18 protein-coding genes are annotated in these 17,594 nt (G+C 51.6%); 6 read left to right on the top strand and 12 right to left on the bottom strand.

From position 1 onward, the window contains the following. Positions 1-47: 47 nt before the first annotated feature. The 7 genes from AC4BAN_RS07280 to AC4BAN_RS07250 all read right to left on the bottom strand — a co-directional run bounded on the left by AC4BAN_RS07280 (position 48) and on the right by AC4BAN_RS07250 (position 6,533). Complete coding sequence (locus AC4BAN_RS07280) at positions 48-1,007, bottom strand: PorP/SprF family type IX secretion system membrane protein (protein ID WP_490563729.1); 960 nt, start codon at positions 1,005-1,007, stop codon at positions 48-50. A 163-nt stretch (positions 1,008-1,170) separates the two neighbouring features. Next, the gene (locus AC4BAN_RS07275; protein ID WP_490563728.1) at positions 1,171-1,974 is read right to left on the bottom strand and encodes a uroporphyrinogen-III synthase; all 804 of its coding nucleotides are present in this window, start codon (positions 1,972-1,974) and stop codon (positions 1,171-1,173) included. Positions 1,975-2,031: 57 nt separating this feature from the next. Beyond that, positions 2,032-3,195 (bottom strand): DUF4271 domain-containing protein, encoded by a 1,164-nt coding sequence (locus tag AC4BAN_RS07270; protein ID WP_490563727.1) that lies wholly within the window; start codon positions 3,193-3,195, stop codon positions 2,032-2,034. After that, positions 3,179-4,228 carry an MraY family glycosyltransferase gene (locus AC4BAN_RS07265; protein WP_490563726.1) on the bottom strand — a complete coding sequence of 350 codons (1,050 nt, stop codon included), beginning with the start codon at positions 4,226-4,228 and terminating at the stop codon, positions 3,179-3,181. Before AC4BAN_RS07265 ends, AC4BAN_RS07270 begins: the two co-directional genes overlap by 17 nt. Positions 4,229-4,406: 178 nt before the next feature. Next, positions 4,407-4,811 (bottom strand): hypothetical protein, encoded by a 405-nt coding sequence (locus AC4BAN_RS07260; RefSeq protein WP_490563725.1) that lies wholly within the window; start codon positions 4,809-4,811, stop codon positions 4,407-4,409. Then, complete coding sequence (gene lipB, locus AC4BAN_RS07255; RefSeq protein WP_490563724.1) at positions 4,808-5,530, bottom strand: lipoyl(octanoyl) transferase LipB; 723 nt, start codon at positions 5,528-5,530, stop codon at positions 4,808-4,810. Before lipB ends, AC4BAN_RS07260 begins: the two co-directional genes overlap by 4 nt. Before the next feature lie 7 nt (positions 5,531-5,537). Further along, a complete protein-coding gene (locus AC4BAN_RS07250) occupies positions 5,538-6,533 on the bottom strand; it encodes a bifunctional phosphoglucose/phosphomannose isomerase (RefSeq protein WP_490563723.1) in 996 nt (331 codons plus the stop codon). 61 nt (positions 6,534-6,594) lie between these two features. On the opposite strand from AC4BAN_RS07250, the gene AC4BAN_RS07245 reads away from it, so the two are divergent. Beyond that, positions 6,595-6,957 (top strand): YraN family protein, encoded by a 363-nt coding sequence (locus AC4BAN_RS07245; protein WP_490563722.1) that lies wholly within the window; start codon positions 6,595-6,597, stop codon positions 6,955-6,957. On the opposite strand, the gene AC4BAN_RS07240 is transcribed toward AC4BAN_RS07245, so the two are convergent. From AC4BAN_RS07240 to AC4BAN_RS07230, 3 genes are all read right to left on the bottom strand, one after another. After that, the gene (locus AC4BAN_RS07240; RefSeq protein ID WP_490563721.1) at positions 6,954-7,874 is read right to left on the bottom strand and encodes a toxin-antitoxin system YwqK family antitoxin; all 921 of its coding nucleotides are present in this window, start codon (positions 7,872-7,874) and stop codon (positions 6,954-6,956) included. The two genes, AC4BAN_RS07245 and AC4BAN_RS07240, sit on opposite strands and share 4 nt — an antisense overlap. A 203-nt stretch (positions 7,875-8,077) precedes the next feature. Next, positions 8,078-9,901: a molecular chaperone HtpG gene (gene htpG, locus AC4BAN_RS07235; RefSeq protein ID WP_490563720.1), complete on the bottom strand. Its 1,824-nt coding sequence runs from the start codon at positions 9,899-9,901 to the stop codon at positions 8,078-8,080. Between the two features lie 215 nt (positions 9,902-10,116). Further along, complete coding sequence (locus AC4BAN_RS07230) at positions 10,117-10,407, bottom strand: hypothetical protein (RefSeq protein WP_490563719.1); 291 nt, start codon at positions 10,405-10,407, stop codon at positions 10,117-10,119. A gap of 273 nt (positions 10,408-10,680) precedes the next feature. Here AC4BAN_RS07230 and AC4BAN_RS07225 point away from each other — a divergent pair, with 273 nt between their 5' ends. Both AC4BAN_RS07225 and AC4BAN_RS07220 read left to right on the top strand, forming a co-directional pair. After that, positions 10,681-13,065, top strand: a complete 2,385-nt coding sequence (locus AC4BAN_RS07225; protein ID WP_490563718.1) for a TonB-dependent receptor — start codon at positions 10,681-10,683, stop codon at positions 13,063-13,065. Between the two features lie 64 nt (positions 13,066-13,129). Further along, positions 13,130-13,693 carry a hypothetical protein gene (locus AC4BAN_RS07220; RefSeq protein ID WP_490563717.1) on the top strand — a complete coding sequence of 188 codons (564 nt, stop codon included), beginning with the start codon at positions 13,130-13,132 and terminating at the stop codon, positions 13,691-13,693. A gap of 138 nt (positions 13,694-13,831) precedes the next feature. On the opposite strand, the gene AC4BAN_RS07215 is transcribed toward AC4BAN_RS07220, so the two are convergent. Beyond that, positions 13,832-14,458, bottom strand: coding sequence for a YdeI/OmpD-associated family protein (locus AC4BAN_RS07215; RefSeq protein ID WP_490563716.1), 627 nt, complete (start codon positions 14,456-14,458; stop codon positions 13,832-13,834). A gap of 134 nt (positions 14,459-14,592) precedes the next feature. On the opposite strand from AC4BAN_RS07215, the gene AC4BAN_RS07210 reads away from it, so the two are divergent. The 3 genes from AC4BAN_RS07210 (at position 14,593) to AC4BAN_RS07200 (ending at position 17,052) form a co-directional block, all read left to right on the top strand. Then, positions 14,593-15,837 carry an MFS transporter gene (locus AC4BAN_RS07210; protein ID WP_490563715.1) on the top strand — a complete coding sequence of 415 codons (1,245 nt, stop codon included), beginning with the start codon at positions 14,593-14,595 and terminating at the stop codon, positions 15,835-15,837. A gap of 219 nt (positions 15,838-16,056) precedes the next feature. Next, on the top strand, positions 16,057-16,566 hold the full coding sequence (locus AC4BAN_RS07205; protein WP_490563714.1) for a hypothetical protein: 510 nt from the start codon (positions 16,057-16,059) through the stop codon (positions 16,564-16,566). 153 nt (positions 16,567-16,719) lie between these two features. Then, a complete protein-coding gene (locus AC4BAN_RS07200) occupies positions 16,720-17,052 on the top strand; it encodes a DUF4286 family protein (protein WP_490563713.1) in 333 nt (110 codons plus the stop codon). A 70-nt stretch (positions 17,053-17,122) separates the two neighbouring features. Here AC4BAN_RS07200 and AC4BAN_RS07195 read toward each other — a convergent pair whose 3' ends face one another. Next, the gene (locus AC4BAN_RS07195; protein ID WP_490563712.1) at positions 17,123-17,593 is read right to left on the bottom strand and encodes a GNAT family N-acetyltransferase; all 471 of its coding nucleotides are present in this window, start codon (positions 17,591-17,593) and stop codon (positions 17,123-17,125) included. Position 17,594: the final 1 nt, after the last annotated feature.

Here is a 17,594-nt window from a genome sequence, read left to right as displayed (position 1 = left end):
ACACAAAGGGGAAGCACTTAAAAACGGGGCATTGGCTTGAATGTTGTTTATTTGGTAAAATTATAGCGCGGCGTTTTTACCGGCGGACGGAACCTTACGACAGGCTCCGGCAATCTATAGCTCAGCATCACCTCATGCGAGGTGGGTGCTTTCGCATCCTTGTTAAATGTAGTCAGGTCTAAGGCATAGCCCACGCGCAGGGCATTATCCTGCAACAAAGCAACCCCCACTAGCGCACTAACAGCTTCCTGGTACCGATAATTCACGCCGGCCCAATATTTTTCTGCATACGTAAGGCGCGCGCCGGCATCAAACGAAAAAGTTTCCGTGTCATGCTTTAAAAGCACCGTTGGCGTTGCCACCAGGTCTCTGGACAGCGGCAGGTGGTAGCCGCCTGTAACGTAAATATGGTTCTCCCCCAGAAACCTTCCGTTGCCTGTTCTCGCCGAATCTGCAAACTCATACTCTGCCTGCAGCAAATTTGTTACCCCGCCGCCTGCATAAAAAGTAGCTGACTCGTACCATACGCCCGCCCCTACATCATACTTGGTGTCAGAACTGTTATAGGGCACACTCGGGTCTCCATCGTCGTTTGCCCTGTAACTGCCCTTTTTTATGTTGTTGATATTGGTCTGCACGCCTAACCCCAGTTTATTCTCTCCGATTTTGATATGGAAAGAATAAGAAAGCGCGGCAGACAAAAAAGTGGTGTTGGCAATCCGGTCGCGCATCAGGTTAAGCCCCACCCCGCCATGCAAAAGCCTAACGGGCGTGTGTGCCGTTAGCAGCAAGGTCTGCGGCGAGCCGCCGTCATCGAACGTAGCGTTGTAGCCCAGCCACTGGTAGCGGTAGATAGACAACAGCTCAGGCCTGTTAGTTATACCGGCATAGGCAGGACTGATCTGCATGCCGTTAAAACCATAATGGGTGAACTGTGGCTGTTGCTGTGCCCAGCTAAACGAGGTGCAAAGGAACATCAACACCACTATAGGTAGAAGCTTTCTCATGAAGCGCTGTAAAAAGCCAAGATTAACTATAATAAGATTAAGAGAACGACTCCATCAAATATAGCTTTTTAACGTGAAAACGCAAAAGCTAGTATCAAAAGATTGCATACTAGCTTTTGCGTTTATAAGTAAGTAAAGCAGCCGGAAAAGTTACGTTAGGCGCTTATTTTTTTAGCCCGGCCTTATGATTCTGTATATACACCTCTATAGCTCCCGTCATGGACGGGGCATTCGGAAGCGGCGCCTCTACGTCCAGTTCCAGGCCTGCATCGCGTACTGCCTTTGCGGTGGTGGGCCCAAATGCGGCTATGCGCGTGTTTTTCTGCTTAAAATCGGGGAAGTTGATAAAAAGTGAACTGATGCCCGACGGACTAAAAAAGGCGATGCAGTCGTAAGTTACATCATCCAGGTCAGAAAGGTCGGCTGCCACAGTTTTATAAATAATGGCTTCTGAGTGCTTGATCTTGTTAGACTCCAGAAACTCCGGGATATCCTCTTTGCGGATATTGGAGCACGGGAACAGGAACTTCTCTCCTTTGTGCTTTTTAATAACCTCAAAAAGGTCCTTCGCCGTTTTTTCGCCGACAAAAAGCTTGCGCTTGCGCAGTGTGATGTATTTTTGCAGGTAGTAAGCCGTTTGGTCCGATATACAGAAGTACTTCATATCGGCCGGCATCTCGATCTTACTCTCCTGGCAGATTCTAAAGAAGTGGTCTACTGCGTTGCGGCTGGTAAAAATAACTGCTGTGTGCGACAGGATATCTACTTTATCTTTTCGGAACTCCTTGAACGGAACCGGCTCCACCTCAATAAACGCCCTGAAGTCTACCTTAATGTCATACTTGTCAGCGATAGATAAATATGGGGAATTATCTGTAGTAGGCTGTGGCTGTGTAACCAGAATAGTCTTGATGGGTAATTTGTGTCTTTCCGGGTTTGCGCTTCCCGTTGCTTTGCTTTCAGCCATATAAATACGCGGTTGTTAAGTTTTCACTTGCGGCCGCCACTGCGAGCAATTGTGTTTTTAAAAGCTAAACACAATCAACTTGAGTACTATTGCAAGCGGAATTACTTCTGTGGCGCAAAGGTATGAAAATAAATGCAAATTTAGTACAGGGGCCTTTTTATTTACGGCTGCAAACACCATAACTGTGGTGAGAACCAGCAGGAAAGAAACCAACGCATTTGAAACCTGTAAAATGATTTCAGGTATAGCGGCATTCATCGCTAAATACAGCAGCAGGACGAAAGGCAGAATGATGCCAAGAAAAAGTATCGTTTTGATAAACTCCCGATATTGCACTTGCACCACCTCCTCCAAACCAAAAATTAATGACATCACCCGCAGGAAAAGGTACTTTAACAGGATAAACCCGAAAATAACCAGCGCGTAGATCAGGATCCTGGTGGTAATATCTGCCTCAGATACGGGCAAAATGCGGTTGAACAGCAAGATGTGCTGCACATTGGTATGGATAGCGGCGATCAGGAGCGCCAGCGACAAAGAGAAGGCCAGTATAAACAGGATGCTGGACCAGGAACTGATGGGCTTACTCAGGAAGCTCTCATCCAGTCTGTTGGTTGTGCTAAAAAAACCGGAGTTGAACAGGCTATGGAAGTCAGTGGGGTAATTGAAGCGCAGCCAGCCATAGATCAGCCCGATTAGGAGCAGGAAGAGAATGAATGCGTTTTGGTTGACATAGTTTCGCAACTGGATGGTAAATGCCCGCTGGCCCACCGCGGTTCCTTTCGTAGCCGTGCGCACCTCATTGTAAATGCCCTTCACATTGGGCTGCTGGGTAGGGTGCCACACCGTTAGCAGGTATTTCCCCTCGTGCACATTAGCTCCGGCGCTTAACCCAGACAGATCAAGGGAGTAAGTGGCAGAGGAATCAGCTTTAAACACCAGGCGGTTATTCAAAAAAAGGCATAGATCCTTTGGCGCTGAGAGTCCGATCAGGAAAGGTTGCGAGGCAGAAACAGACACCCACTGATGCAGGGCCTTCTCGCCGGAGTGAACGTTTGCCACATAAGGAACCAGTTGTTTAGACTGCTCCTGGTACACTAGCCACTCACCCGTCAGGCTGTTGTTCTGGTCGAGGGGCAGCACCTGGGCCCGCACCTGAGCCGTTGTGAGGATGGTAAAGAAAAAGAAAGGAAGCCAGCCAGCTTTAAGCTTTTGAAACACTTTGCGCACTGCGAATTTTATAAACACCTAAAAAGACACTCAGCGCTACCGCTAGCACCAGTAGAAAAAGTAAGATATTGCCATTCCCCCAATCCCCGAAAGCAACCACAAACAAGATGATCAGCACGTTTAAGGAGGCCAGCATCAGAACCGTGGTTATTTGAGAGAAACCCATGGCCAGCAGCCTGTGGTGCACGTGCTTCTTGTCTGGCAGAAAAGGAGATTTGCCCTGTAGCACCCTGATCAGCAGCACGCGTATGGTATCGAAGAGCGGCACGAACAGTATCCCAATGGCCAAAGATGGGGCTGCAGGCACCTGCCGCATTTCGATGAACTGTATGGCCAGCACCGACAAAATAAACCCGCAAAGCAGCGAGCCGGTGTCGCCCATAAATATGGACGCCTTATGAAAGTTATACCTCAGAAACCCGGCAATGCCCCCTACCAGGCAAAAGGCCACTGCAGCGTAGTTGCCATACGAAGCGCCGCCATACAGGAAGAAATAAACGCCAAACGTACAGGTAGCGATCAGGACGACGGTGCCCGCTAATCCGTCTAAGCCATCTATCAGGTTAATGGAGTTGGTTACCCCAATGATCAACAGGAACGTAAACGCGTAGCTGGTGCCTATCTCCAGTACCTCAATCCCGAAAATGCCCTGAAAGCTGGTTATCCGGATATCCGCCATAAACATGACGATGCCCGTGGCCAGCAGCTGCATAGAAAACTTCTTTAAAGCGGATATATTGATCAGGTCGTCTTTCAGGCCAATAAAGAACAGCATGACGCAGGCTGCCAACAGCTGCTGCACGCCGTTGTTTAGCTCCGTGAATATGGTGAGCGCAGACATAAAGCCGGCAAATATGGCACCGCCGCCGAGCCGCGGGGTCAGTTGTTCGTGTACGGTGCGCAGGTTAGGCTGATCCAGTATATTCTTGATGTGTGCCACCCGGATAATGGAGGGCACCGCAAATATCGCGATCAGAAACGCCCAGCAGGATGCGAGAAAAAGGGGTAGAAAGTTTTTATCCATAAATTACTCCAGCAAGGCACTTTGGCCGATCACCAACAACTTCACCGTTTAAACTCTCTTATAGAGCCTGTGTTAAATTCAGTCCCGGTCTGCAAAAACAGGATTTCCACAGCCTCTAATATACACAGATTATTAAACGCACAAACTATTGCTGCCTAAAAATAGAAAACACAGGGCTTTACGAGTGCAGCACCCCCTGCATCTGCAGCATGCTTATCTCGATCAGGTGCTCTTCTGTGATGGCTTCTGGCACAAACACGAATTTTTTGTCGAAAATCTTTTTGCCGATATAATAGCTTACCCAGTACTCGTTATTGATGTGAAAAATAGCGGGATCAATGGGTTCTATCTGCACGAAGCTTTTTGCCTCCACCTGCTCAAACATGTGCCGCAGCACCGATGTTTTCACTTCCTGCTCTTTCCATACGCCATAGCCTTTTGAGGTGACGAGCACGTTTTCGAGGGGGAAGGGGTTAGTGTTAAGCAGGTACACGTTCCAGAGGGGTTCTCCCTGTTCATTCATTTGCCTGGCGATGGCCACCGATATGCCCTCTACCGCGCCGAAATCGATATCCTTCTTCATATTGCACTTTCTGTGATATGGCCTTCAAACAGGCCGGCGATGTGTTTCTTTAGTTTTTCCTCTACTTCGGGCAGCGCCACCGCATGCCCCAGCTCTTTGGCCAGCGAAGTTACCTGTTTATCCGAAATACCGCACGGCACGATGTTGTTAAAATAGTCCAGGTCGGTGTTCACATTAAAGGCAAACCCGTGCATGGTTACCCAACGGCTGCACTTTACGCCCAAAGCGCATATTTTCCTGGGGTTCAGCTGCCTTTCAAAGTCCAGCCACACCCCGGTTAGCCCCTGAATCCTGCCTGCTGCTATGCCATACTCGGCCAGCGTAAGTATCACCGCCTCTTCCAGGTAGCGCAGGTATTTGTGGATGTCCGTAAAGAAATTATCCAGGTCGAGGATGGGGTAACCCACCAATTGCCCTGGGCCATGGTAGGTTATATCGCCCCCACGGTTGATCTTATAATAGGTGGCTCCCCTGGCTTTGAGGCCTGCCTCGTTTAACAGCAGATGCTCCTCGTGCCCGCTTTTGCCCAAAGTGTATACATGAGGGTGTGAGCAAAACAGCAGGTAGTTGGTTGTCATGCGCTGTGCTTCGGGGCTAGCATTGCGGTTCTGCACCTTTTGGTCCAGCACACTGGTAAAAAGCTGGTCCTGGTAATCCCAGGCCGCCTTGTAGTCTATCAGCCCCAGGTGCTCAAATTTAATTTCTTTGTTCTGTAACACGTATCGCTTATACTTTGGAGAGTTCTTCTTTCAGATAATCAATGTTATCCGTTTGCCCGGGACTCACCTCATTCAGGTCGGCCAGCAATACCGAAACCCAGTCAAAGATATGCACCAGGTACAAGGCCTGCTCCAGAAAGGTGGCGCCAAGCGCTTCAATTTCCAGCACATCCTGCGCTTTGCCGGCCAACACCTTTTTGCTGAATTCCAGGCGCAGCTGCGCCCTGGGGTGGTCGTAGGTTGATTTAACCAGTAACAAAACCACTTGTTCAAAAAGTTGCGGCGGGTTAAGCCAACCCTCTACCTCGTTATGGCCCGCTTCCGGAAAAGCGCCGATGTGGCAGAGCTGCTTGGCGTTCTGGTTGAGTTGCTGCTGCAACCGAAGCGCTACCGGCGCAAAGGTATCGCTGGTGTACACCACGGGTAGCTTTCCTTTAAAGGCCGATGCCAGGGCACTTGCCTGTAACTTTATGCTTCCTGCCTGTTTTTCCAACAGGTGTATACTTTGCTGTAGTTCAGTTTTAAAATCCTCGTGCAGTAACCCGGCGTAGTGCAGCACATACAATGCCTGCACCAGGCCATAGCCAAAGCTGGCGCGGCCATATTTCATAGCAGCAGGCACAAGCAGGTGCGGCAAATCGTTTTCCTGGGCAATGCGCATGGCCTCGCCACCAGATGTCACAAAACAAACCGTAGCACCGCTTTCCATGGCAGCCCGGATGCCTGCTATGGTCTCTTCGGTGTTACCCGAAAACGAGCAGGCGATAAACAGGGTATCGGCACTCACAAAGGCCGGCAGGCTATAGCCCTTATTCACGACCAGGGGCACCGCCAGCTTATTGGCGACATAGGCCTGAACCAGGGAAGCCGCAATGCCTGAGCCGCCCATGCCCGCCAGCACCACATCCTTATACTTTAGTTTCGGAAACCTTACGGCCGCTTTTTCGCTGAGCTCGATGGCATGCCGGAGCTGCTGCACAAATTCTTCTACAAGTTGTTTCATAGTTTTTTTATTCCGTAAGACTCTCTAACAGTCTTGTTTTGTTGCAAATTACACGTTTTAGATGGCTTCTCAAACCCATTCACACATAGATACGGGGCAGTACGGGGAACGCGCGGCGGCAGCCTACCTGGCACAGGAAGGTTATACGCTGCTGCACAGGAACTACAGGTACAGGCGGATAGAGGTGGATATCATCGCCCGCAAAAACCGGGTGCTGGTGTTTGTGGAGGTGAAAACCAGAGCTACAGATGGGTACGGATATCCGGAGGAGGCGGTTAATTTCAAGAAGGAGAGGAGGCTGCTAACTGCCGCCGACCACTACATTCACGCCACCCAATGGCAGCACGAGGTCAGGTTCGACATTATCTCGATCACACTCAACAGCCCTGTTACCATCCACCACATAGAGGATGCCTTTCACTAACGCTGCGCCGCATCGGCGCGCTTGTCGAATTTATCCTTCTCATAGATAAGGGTGCCATGGCGGTCATACTCCTTGATCAGGTAGGGGGCAAAGGGTTTATCGTAGGCTGTTTCGGGGTACTGGTACTCGTAGTGCCTGCGGCCCCTGAAGTCGTAGTGCTTCACCCAGACGCCAACTTTACGGCCTTTCTCATATTTCCCGATCCACTCTACCTCGCCATTCTCATAAAAACGGTAGTATTCGCCCTGCGCCTCGCCGTACTGGTACGGAATGACCTCCTTAATCTTTTTGGTGTCGCCGTAGTAGGTAACCGCTGCGTCGCGGGGAAAACCCTTCTCGAAATGGCTTTTATCCAGCAGAATGCCATCATCGCCTTTCCGGTAGCGCTCCCAGCGTAAATGCTTCGTGCCCACGTAATAATACCCTTCCTCTACTACCTGTCCGTCTATTCTCTTCTCGTAAGGCCCATGCAGCACTTTGTACCTTCCCGGCTCCTTCTCTTCGCTGTTAGAGCGGTGCAATACGCGCTTTTTAACATCATAATAGTACTTGAGCGGCGCATAGGGGTTGGGTTCCTCGTAGGTATCAAGGTAGCTGAAGGTCTCCAGCGTTTCCCGGCTGCCCCGCCCCGACTTAATGAAGCCGCGCTTTACCTTATAACCCATAAAGTAGCGCTTGTTGCGTTTTTTCTTGCGCTTATTCTTCTTCTCGTCCACTTCCTCGTCAAGCGAGTTCTTGATACCGGCCTCGGGGGCGGTGCTGTCGGCAGAGGCAACGGCATTTGCCGGCACGCCGTCTTTCTGGCGTGCCTGGTTCAGATTGTAATCGCTGTTCCACTTAGGCTGACCGCAGCCACCCAAGCCTAAAAGACCTGTGCCTGCCACAAACAAAAACACCAACCGCAGCGAATGCCTCATATAATTTTGAATGACTGAATGTTGCATAAGTGAACCACTATAACGTAAAGATGCGCAATTATCATATAAGCACCAATAGGTTAATTGCCCCTATAACTCTGTGTGCAAAAGGATAGTTTCATGTACCTGGGGCCTGCTTCATACAAAAAGGCAGCCCCCAAATGGGATGCTGCCTTTTGCTGTAGGTATAAACGTAATCGAAACTATTCTTTGTCGATCAGCTCGAAGCTGCGCTTCACAAAAGCCGTTAGCGAGGCCCCGGAAAGCATGTTCTGCGAAAGCAGCGCCAAATCGTATGCCTGGCGGGCAATACGCGCCCTGTTTTCTTCTTTTGCGTTCAGCACGCGCTGGTTCAGGCTGTGGTTGGCATTAATGGTTACGTTATAAGTGTCTGGCATATCACCCATAAACATCATACCGCCACCCCCGGACTTGCTCATGTCCTTCATGCGGCGCATAAACTCGGGCAGGGTAATTACCACCGGGGCGTCATCCGGTGACATAGGCGCTACTTCCACCATCATGTTCTTATTGTCGATGGCTTTCTCGTAAACGCCCTTCAGCTCTTCCTGCTCCTTGTCGGTCAGCACGCTTTCCTTGGTCTCGTCGCGCTCAATCAGCTTGTCCACTGTCTCGGAGTCCACGCGCTTCAGGGTGGTTTTCTCCAGTTTCTGCTCCAGCATGCCGATAAAATGGCTGTCAATCATCGAGTCCAGCTTCAGCACATCGTAGCCCCGGTTCCTGGCCGCCTCCACAAAGGCATGTTGCTTGTCCTGGTCGGTGGTGTAAAGCAGCACCAACTGCTCATTCTTGTCGGTTTGGTTCGCCTGGGCATGCGCCTTGTACTCATCCAGCGTGTAGTACTTGTTATCCACGCTCTGAAGCAGCACAAATTCCTTGGCTTTCTCATAGAACTTATCGTCGCTGAGCATGCCATACTTTACAAACACGCTGATATCATCCCAGCTGGTTTCGAAGGCCGTGCGGTCTTTTTTGAAGATCTCGTTCAGCTTGTCGGCCACCTTCTTGGTAATGTAGGTGTTAATCTTTTTCACGCTGGAGTCGGCCTGCAGGAAAGAGCGGCTTACGTTGAGCGGGATGTCCGGGGAGTCGATCACGCCGTGCAGCAGCATGAGGAACTCCGGCACCACGTCCTTCACCTCGTCGGTGATGAACACCTGGCGGGAGTACAGCTGTATTTTATTGCGCTGCATCTCAAAATCGTTCTTGATCTTAGGGAAGTATAGAATACCGGTCAGGTTGAACGGATAGTCCACGTTCAGGTGTATCCAGAACAGAGGCGCCTCCGAGAACGGGTACAGTTCTTTGTAAAAGGCTTTGTAGTCTTCGTCCGTCAGGTCGGCAGGCTGCTTGGTCCAGATCGGGTTCGGGTTGTTAATCACCTCGCCCTCAAACTCCACGGGCACCGGCAGGAACTTGCAATATTTCTCCAGGATGTTTTTGATGCGCGCCGGCTCCAGGAACTCCTCCGAGTCCTGGGCCACGTTCAGGATGATATTGGTACCCCTGGTTTCTTTGTGGGCAGGGGCAATCGTAAATTCCGTACTGCCGTCGCAGGTCCAGTGGGCGGCCTCAGTGTCGTCTTTATAAGATTTGGTGATGATCTCGACACGCTCCGAAACCATAAAAGCCGAATAGAAACCCAGACCGAACTGGCCGATGATCTGGCTTGTATCCCCGGACTCTTTGTAACGCTCCACAAACTCAGTAGCGCCAGAAAAAGCGATCTGGTTGATGTATTTCTTTATTTCCTCGGCTGTCATGCCGATTCCATGATCCAAAATGGTGATGGTGCGGGCCTCTTTGTCCACGGCCACTTTCACGGTCAGCTCACCCAGGTCACCTTTAAACTCGCCAATAGCAGCCAAACGCTTTATCTTCTGCGTAGCGTCTACGGCGTTACTTACCAGCTCACGTATGAAGATCTCGTGATCTGAGTATAAAAATTTCTTAATGATCGGGAAAATATTCTCGGTGTGAATGGAGATACTACCTCTTTCTTCCATGTTTATACTTTATTAATTTATGAATCTATGCTTGCTGGTTATCTTACCAGCTCATACGCTTTCAAAACCTGTTCCATAGCGCCTGTGCACTTCATTCTGTGACAGGTTGTCAGAAAAAAAACAGGAAGCAGCCGCAAAACATGCCGTTTAGGTCGTAACCTATACTTTATGGCTGCACGCCTATGGCAACAAGGACAGTATTAGGTTTACGTATTTTACCGGAAAAACAACTTTGTGGAATTTATAGTATCTTTGTTTAGGTTAAAGGTATAAAAACAGTGGAAAGCCACCTCCGACATATCGCCCTGTTCTTGCTCCTGCTCTTCTGTAGAGCAATGGTGCCGGATGCGGTATTGCTTGAGGTGCACGCCCACACCCATACCGTTCACGCCGACCACACTGATACAAAACATGCCCAACTGGGGCAGAAGCACACACATTGCCCGGTAGAAGACCTGTTTGGCGCACCCTACCAGGGTAGCCAGACCCTTCTTTCTTTCCGGCAAACCACTCCCACCCCTGTTTATACGATGCCGTACAGCAGCCGCTGGCACCGCACCGCACTTCAGACCGCCTCTCTTCGCGGGCCTCCTGTTGCCTGATTTTTCGCGACAGCGCCTGGTTCTGTGTTCACTCACTTAATAGGAACACCGGCACCTGGCCCAACCTTTCAATTTGTTTTATCAGCCGGACCTAAGCCTGCCTCTGCTGCCTGCAGCAGGTGTGTCATTTGGCTTGCCGGCTGCTTATAGTTGCTTTTTTAGCATAGCGAAGTCTACATGTTCATAAAGAAAATACAGTTAACCGCGGTGCTGGCCTCTGTGGCTGCCACGCTCGGCATGCAGCCGGTACTGGCACAAAACGCCGACACGCCCGACGCCACCAACACTGCCGGTGCCCAGGACTGCGGCCTCACCGTTTCAGGAAAGGTGCTGGACCACGACTCACGCGCCACCTTGGTGGGCGCCACAGTCTATATCCCGCAACTGGACCGGGCAACAGCAGCAGATGAGTACGGCAATTACCATTTCCATCACCTTTGCCAGGGCACTTATACTTTAAAGGTAACCTATGTGGGCTATGAGCCAGAAGCGTTCACGGTCAAGCTTTCCTCGTCCGTTACCCGCGACCTGCCACTGCACGTAGACGCCAAAACCCTAAGCACCGTGGAGGTTACGGGAAGCCGCATCAAAGAACAGGCCCAAATCTCGCAGACACTCTCGGGCCGTGAGCTGGAGCAGACACGCGGCCTATCGCTGGCGGAGTCCCTGAAAGGGCTCACCGGGGTTACCACGCTGCAAACGGGCCCCACCATCTCCAAGCCCGTGATACATGGCCTGCACAGCAGCCGCGTGCTGTTGCTCAACAACGGGGTGCGGCAGGAGGGCCAGCAGTGGGGCTCTGAGCATGCCCCGGAGATAGACCCCTTTGTGGCTACGGAGGTAAAGGTTGTAAAAGGCGCGGCTGGCGTGCGTTACGGGGCCGATGCAATTGGCGGCGTGGTGATCGTGGAGCCGAAGCCGCTTCCGGATTCGGCCGGCGTGGGCGGCGAGGTAAACCTGCTGGGCACCACCAACAACCGCCAAATGGCCGTATCTGCCACCGCCGAGGGAAAGCTGGGCATATTGCCCCTTAGCTGGCGCCTGCAGGGCACACTCAAAAAAGCGGGCAACGCCCATGCGCCAGGCTATTACCTGGAGAACACCGGGTTTACCGAACAGAACTTCTCGGCAGGCCTGGGCTATCGTAGGCCGCGCTTCGGGGCCGAGCTATTCTACAGCCAGTTTAACACCACGCTCGGCATACTGCGGGCCGCACACATCGGCAACCTGACCGACCTGAACTTTGCCCTGGAGAGGGGGGAGCCCGCCAACGCCGACGCTGTCGATTTTACGTATGACATCGGCAGGCCTTACCAGGATGTGCAGCACCAGCTGCTAAAAGCAAAGGGGTATCTGAAAACCGGGCAGGCCGGCAGGCTGGAGTTTATTTACGGCTTGCAGCAGAACCGGCGCAAGGAGTACGATATCCAGCGGGTTTCCACCTCCTTGCCTGCGCTCTACCTTAACCTGATCACCCATACCACAGAAGCGATCTGGGAACATGCCCCGGTGGGTAATTTCTCTGGTTCGGTGGGCGTTAGCACCATCTATCAAACCAACACTTGGAAATACAGCGATTTTCTGCCCTATTTTACCGGTGTAACCGCCGGCGCTTTTGCCACAGAGAAGTGGCGCAAAGACAGGCTGCAACTCGAGGCTGGCCTGCGGTACGATTACAAGTACCTGCAGGTAAAGAAGCTGGAGCAGAACAGGGACCTGGTTAAGCCGGAGTATAACTTCAACAACGTGTCTGGCACTTTGGGGGCGTTGTACGATGTGGGCTATCACCTCACGTTTGGCTTAAGCGCCACTTCCGCCTGGCGCGCACCGGGTGTGAACGAGCTGTTCAGCAATGGGGTGCACCACAGTGCCGCCGCTTACGAGCAGGGCAACCCGGACCTGGGCTCGGAACAGGCCTATAACTTTGAAGTGTCTGCGGATTACTATGGCAATACCCGCCTGAACGGAAAGCTTAGCCTCTATAACAACTTTATCAACAATTACATTTACCTGGCGCCCATGGCGGAGCCGGTGCTTACCGTGCGCGGCGCCTTCCCGGCGTTCTCGTATAAGCAGACTAATGCTACGTTTAAGGGCATGGACCTGAGCCTGCAGTACAACCTGATGCCTAACCTGGAGCTTAGCTCTAAAACGTCTATCGTACGGGCCAACAATACCAGCACAGACGACTATTTGATCAACATACCGCCGGACAGGTTTGAGAACAGCCTGCGCTATGCTTTCAACCAAACAGCGAGTTCATCTTTGGTTCGTAACAGCTATCTTAGCATCGGGGGGGTATACATGGCCAGGCAAACGCGTACGCCTGTTAAAACAGAGGAGGATTTTGCCCCGGCCCCTGCCGCCTACTTCCTGCTGAACGCCGAGGCTGGCACCACGCTGCGCCTGGGCAACCAGCCGCTGGAGGTTGGCTTAACGGGCAATAACCTGCTTAACACCAGCTACCGCGATTACCTGAACCGGTTCCGTTACTTTGCCGATGAAATGGGGCGCTTGCTGATGTTCCGGGTGAAGATTCCGCTGGACTTTCACAAATCATAGTTTTTTAAAATCCAATTGCTACATAAAACGTATTGTTGAATCATTTAAAACGATTACCCTATATATGAAAAAGTTATTTAGACCTTACTTCGCATTTTTGATGATGGGCTCACTGGCCCTTGCGGCCTCTTCGTGTGGCTCCGACGACCCTACCCCTGCTGTGGAAGAGCAGGAGCTGATCACCACCATGACGATTGACCTGGTGCCGGAAGGAAAGGGCCAGTCTGTATCGGCCACCTTTAGCGACCCGGATGGCGCGGGAGGAAACGCCCCTACCATCGGCACTTTAAACCTGGCCCCGGGCACTACCTACGAGGCCACCGTCACGTTCCGCGACGACAGCCCCACCGGCAAAGGCGACATCACCCCTGAAGTACTGGCGGAAGGGGATGAGCACGAGGTGTTTTATTCCATACTTTCGGGTCTTAACCTCACGGTTTCGAAAACAGACCTGGACAAGAACAACCGCCCAATTGGCTTAAAAGCGACAGTGGTAACGGGAGCCGCCAGTTCCGGCACGCTAAAAGTTACGCTCAAGCACCAGCCAAATGGTTTAAAAGGTAGCCCCAGCGACATGACCAAAGGAGAAACGGACGCTGAAGCCAACTTCCCGGTTGTGATTCAGTAACTCTACCAGCTATAAATTAAAAAGAGAAGCCCTTGCTGCAAGGGCTTCTCTTTTTAATTTATAGCCCACGTTGCGATTAACCCACCCCTACAGAGTACCTTATCTAGCGCAACTTGTGTTTTATACTTTCTAGAATTTTCAACTCCCAGCACTTAACGTATCCAGTGTTTTCTGTATCCGTTTAGCACGCGTTTCAGGCCTTTTGGCATCCAAAACAGCCACTACGTATTCCTTTCGGTGAGTAAAAGCCAGCTTATTAAATTTCTCCATCAAACCGGCCTGCTCCAGCGCATGCTGTAGGTCCTGGGGGGGTGTTACCGTTTTGGACTTCCGATCAATTCCGGGCAGGTCCACCCCAAACCTGGACGCTTCGTTTCGCTCTGAGGCCGGCTTGAATCGCAGCGCAGACCAGGTGTCATCCAGGGCCACCTGCCGTACCACCCCATATCCCAGCTCTGTCAATGTTTTCCACCCTGCATCGCGGGTTAGATCAGACTTTATGCCCGACGATTTTTTAGGGTAGGCGATCCATAGCAATGCGCCTGGCTTTAAGAGCGGTACAGCCAGCGGGGCAAAATGATCCAGCTCCTCCCGGTTGCGCACAAACAGCTGTACCGCATCGTAAATACCTCCAGCAGGCGCCTCATCAGTGTTCGTAAAGGAATAGCCCTCGGCCTGCAGGGCATCTGCAAAAGATGCCGGGGCATGCAGCAGCAGGAGCGTATGGTTGGGTTTAAGCTGTAGCTTTTTACCTGTTTCCGGCATGTCTTTCGGTGTAAAAGTGATAGGGTTGGGTATACCCTAAAACTACTGAAAAAAATTTACCCGCAGGTGCTCAGCGCTCTTTTTGTAATTTATGTAACAAAAGCTATATTTAAGGTAGCTATACCACACCCACTATGCCGCTCTTATCAGAATCAAAGCAAAAGCACTACCTGTTTAACGCCTCCGTAATAGTGGCCGCCTTAGGCTATTTCGTTGACATCTACGACCTGGTGCTGTTCAGTATTGTGCGCATCCCGAGTTTAAAGGACCTGGGTGTTTCGGGCCAGGCGGCACTGCTGGACCAGGGTGTGCTGCTGCTGAACCTGCAAATGCTGGGGATGCTGATCGGGGGCATTGGCTGGGGCATACTGGGCGATAAGCGGGGCAGGGTCTCGGTTTTGTTTGGCTCCATCTTTATCTACTCTGTTGCCAACATCATGAATGGCTTTGTGACCAGCATCCCAATGTACGCCTTTCTGCGCTTGATAGCGGGCATCGGGCTGGCAGGTGAGCTGGGGGCGGGCATTACGCTGGTCTCTGAGATACTACCCAAAGAAAAGCGCGGCTATGGCACCATGGTGGTGGCCACTATCGGTATATCGGGGGCTATACTGGCTGGCGTGGTGGGCGAGTATGCCGGTTGGCGCACCGCATACTTCATCGGTGGCGGCTTGGGACTGCTACTGCTGTTCCTGCGGGTGAGTGCGTTTGAGTCCGGGATGTTTAACAACCTGAAGAAAGCCGGGGAGGTTACACGTGGAAACTTCATGAGCCTGTTCACCAACTGGCGTCGTTTCCGGAAGTATTTTAAGTGCATCCTGATTGGGGTGCCCATCTGGTACGTGGTGGGTATCCTGATCACGTTCTCGCCGGAGTTTGGCATCGCGCTGGGCATGTCCGAAACAGTATCGGCGGCCAAAGCGGTGTCGTTCTGTTACCTGGGCCTTGTTTTCGGTGATTTTGGCAGCGGTTACCTAAGCCAGCGCTTCAAAAGCAGGCGCTACATTGTGGTGGCCTTTCTGCTGCTGGCAACCGTTATCATTGGGGTTTACCTATTCGGCCACGCTTTCAGCCTGAACAGCTTCTACACCATTTGTGTGCTGCTGGGGTTTGCCAGCGGCTACTGGGCGGTGTTCGTGACGATTGCCGCCGAGCAGTTTGGCACCAACATCCGCGCCACCGTCACCACCACCGTTCCTAACTTTGTGCGGGGGGCAGTGGTGCCGCTTACCCTCTCGTTTAGTTATTTGAAAGATGGAATTGGACTGGTACCGGGTGCTTTGGTGCTGGGAGGCATTAGCCTGGCACTGGCCCTGCTCTCCATCCTCTCGCTGGACGAAACCTATGCCAAAGACCTGGATTACATGGAGCCGCTTTAATATAGTGGCTCTAGGCGACCTGAACAGCATCTCTAAATCATCGAAAGCTATAATACACTGAATATCAACCCGTATGTATTTACAATAAGTTACAGAACATGCCTCGCTAACACAACCTAACCCTTATACAGCAAGTATATACTATATACAGTTTAACTATAAATATTTTACTTGCTTATGGATAAAAACTCTACTCTAAAAATTTCCGATTGTTCCTTTTTGGCTTTCCTTTTCTTTGCACTCGCTTTGTTCTCCTGCTCCACCCATGTTGAGCAGGAAGTAAAGGCTGCGGAGCCGGAAAACCCGGTGGCTACAGAAAGTGCCGCTGTAACGGTGGCTGCCATCGAGCAGCCAGCCAACGAGGAATATTTCGACCTGATTGCCAATACCTCCTCTTGCCTTGGTGAAGACCTTTGGCTCGGGGGCAAGCTAACAAGCTCTGACAATGTAAAGCTGAGCAAATCAGGAGCCATCTCTAAAACCAAGGTGTACCGGGTAACAGAACTAACGGCCACCGGGCTTAACACCAACAACAATTACCTCCTGAATAACATCAACGGGGCCATTCGTGCTACGTACGACGATTCAGGCGTGATCTACCTCCAGCTTAGCGAAGGGAAAATACAGCTTAAATCGTACCCCGGCGCTACGCCTGTTGTGCTTGCTTATCAAACGAATCCGGATGGAGCCTACTACGATGGCAACCTTGGCCGGTGGAGCTGTAACTAAACCCCATTTTAAAACGGATTGCCCCACCCTGGCAATCCGTTTTCTTTTCAAAACAACTTGTCTGGTCCTTGACACGTGCTTTTCCCCTTCCAGAGCAATTGAAAAAATTGCCGGGCCGCTTTATACAATAACTTGAATTGCGTACTTTCGGGTATGATTCTATACAACGTAACGGTAAGTATTGACACCGATGCAGCCGCAGACTGGCTGCAGTGGATGAAAGAGGTGCACATACCCGAAGTGATGGGCACGGGCTATTTTCTGGGCAACCAGATCTGCCGTGTGATGGGCGACGAGGACACCGGCGGCATGACCTACGCGGTGCAGTACAGTTGCCGCAGCGTAGCAGACCTGCAGGAGTACCAACGCGAGCACTCTCCGGCACTACAGCAAAAAGTTAACGAACGCTATGCCGGCAAGTATGCTTCTTTTAGAACTATGCTAGAAGTAGTGGGTGTGAACGTGGAGCGCCCCGACGAGAAATAACGCTGTTTAGCCTAAAAAGCCGCCGGCCCACCAATGCTATTGGAGGGCCGGCGGCTTTTTTTATCCGACGTTAAGCGCTGTCGTCCTGTATCTGCTGCTCTGTCAGGGTGCATGTAAGCCATTGGCCGTCCAGCTCGGCACCGATGCTTCGGTAAAAGGCGATGGCCGGTTCGTTCCAGTCCAGCACCTGCCACCTGAAGCGTTTGGCCCCAGTTTCTTTGGCCTCGTGCGCCACCGCATTAAACAGCTTTCTGCCAATGCCGGCACGGCGAAGCGACTCAGTCACCACCAGGTCTTCGAGGTACATGGTTTTCCCTTTCCAGGTAGAGTAAGCCGTGTAGTAGAGGGCGATGCCCACAATGCCTTCCGGGTTCTCGGCCACAAAGAACTTGAAGATCGGGTTTTCGCCGAATCCGTCACGCTGCATCTCTTCCAGGGTGTTGGTTACCTCCAGCGGTGCCCGCTCATACTCGGCCAGCTCCTGTATCAGCCGCAACACCTGCGGCAAGTCGTCTATGATTCCTTTTCGTATCGCTATCATC

Source organism: Pontibacter sp. GD13 (assembly GCF_058216355.1).
This window is presented reverse-complemented; position numbering and strand designations above follow the sequence as displayed.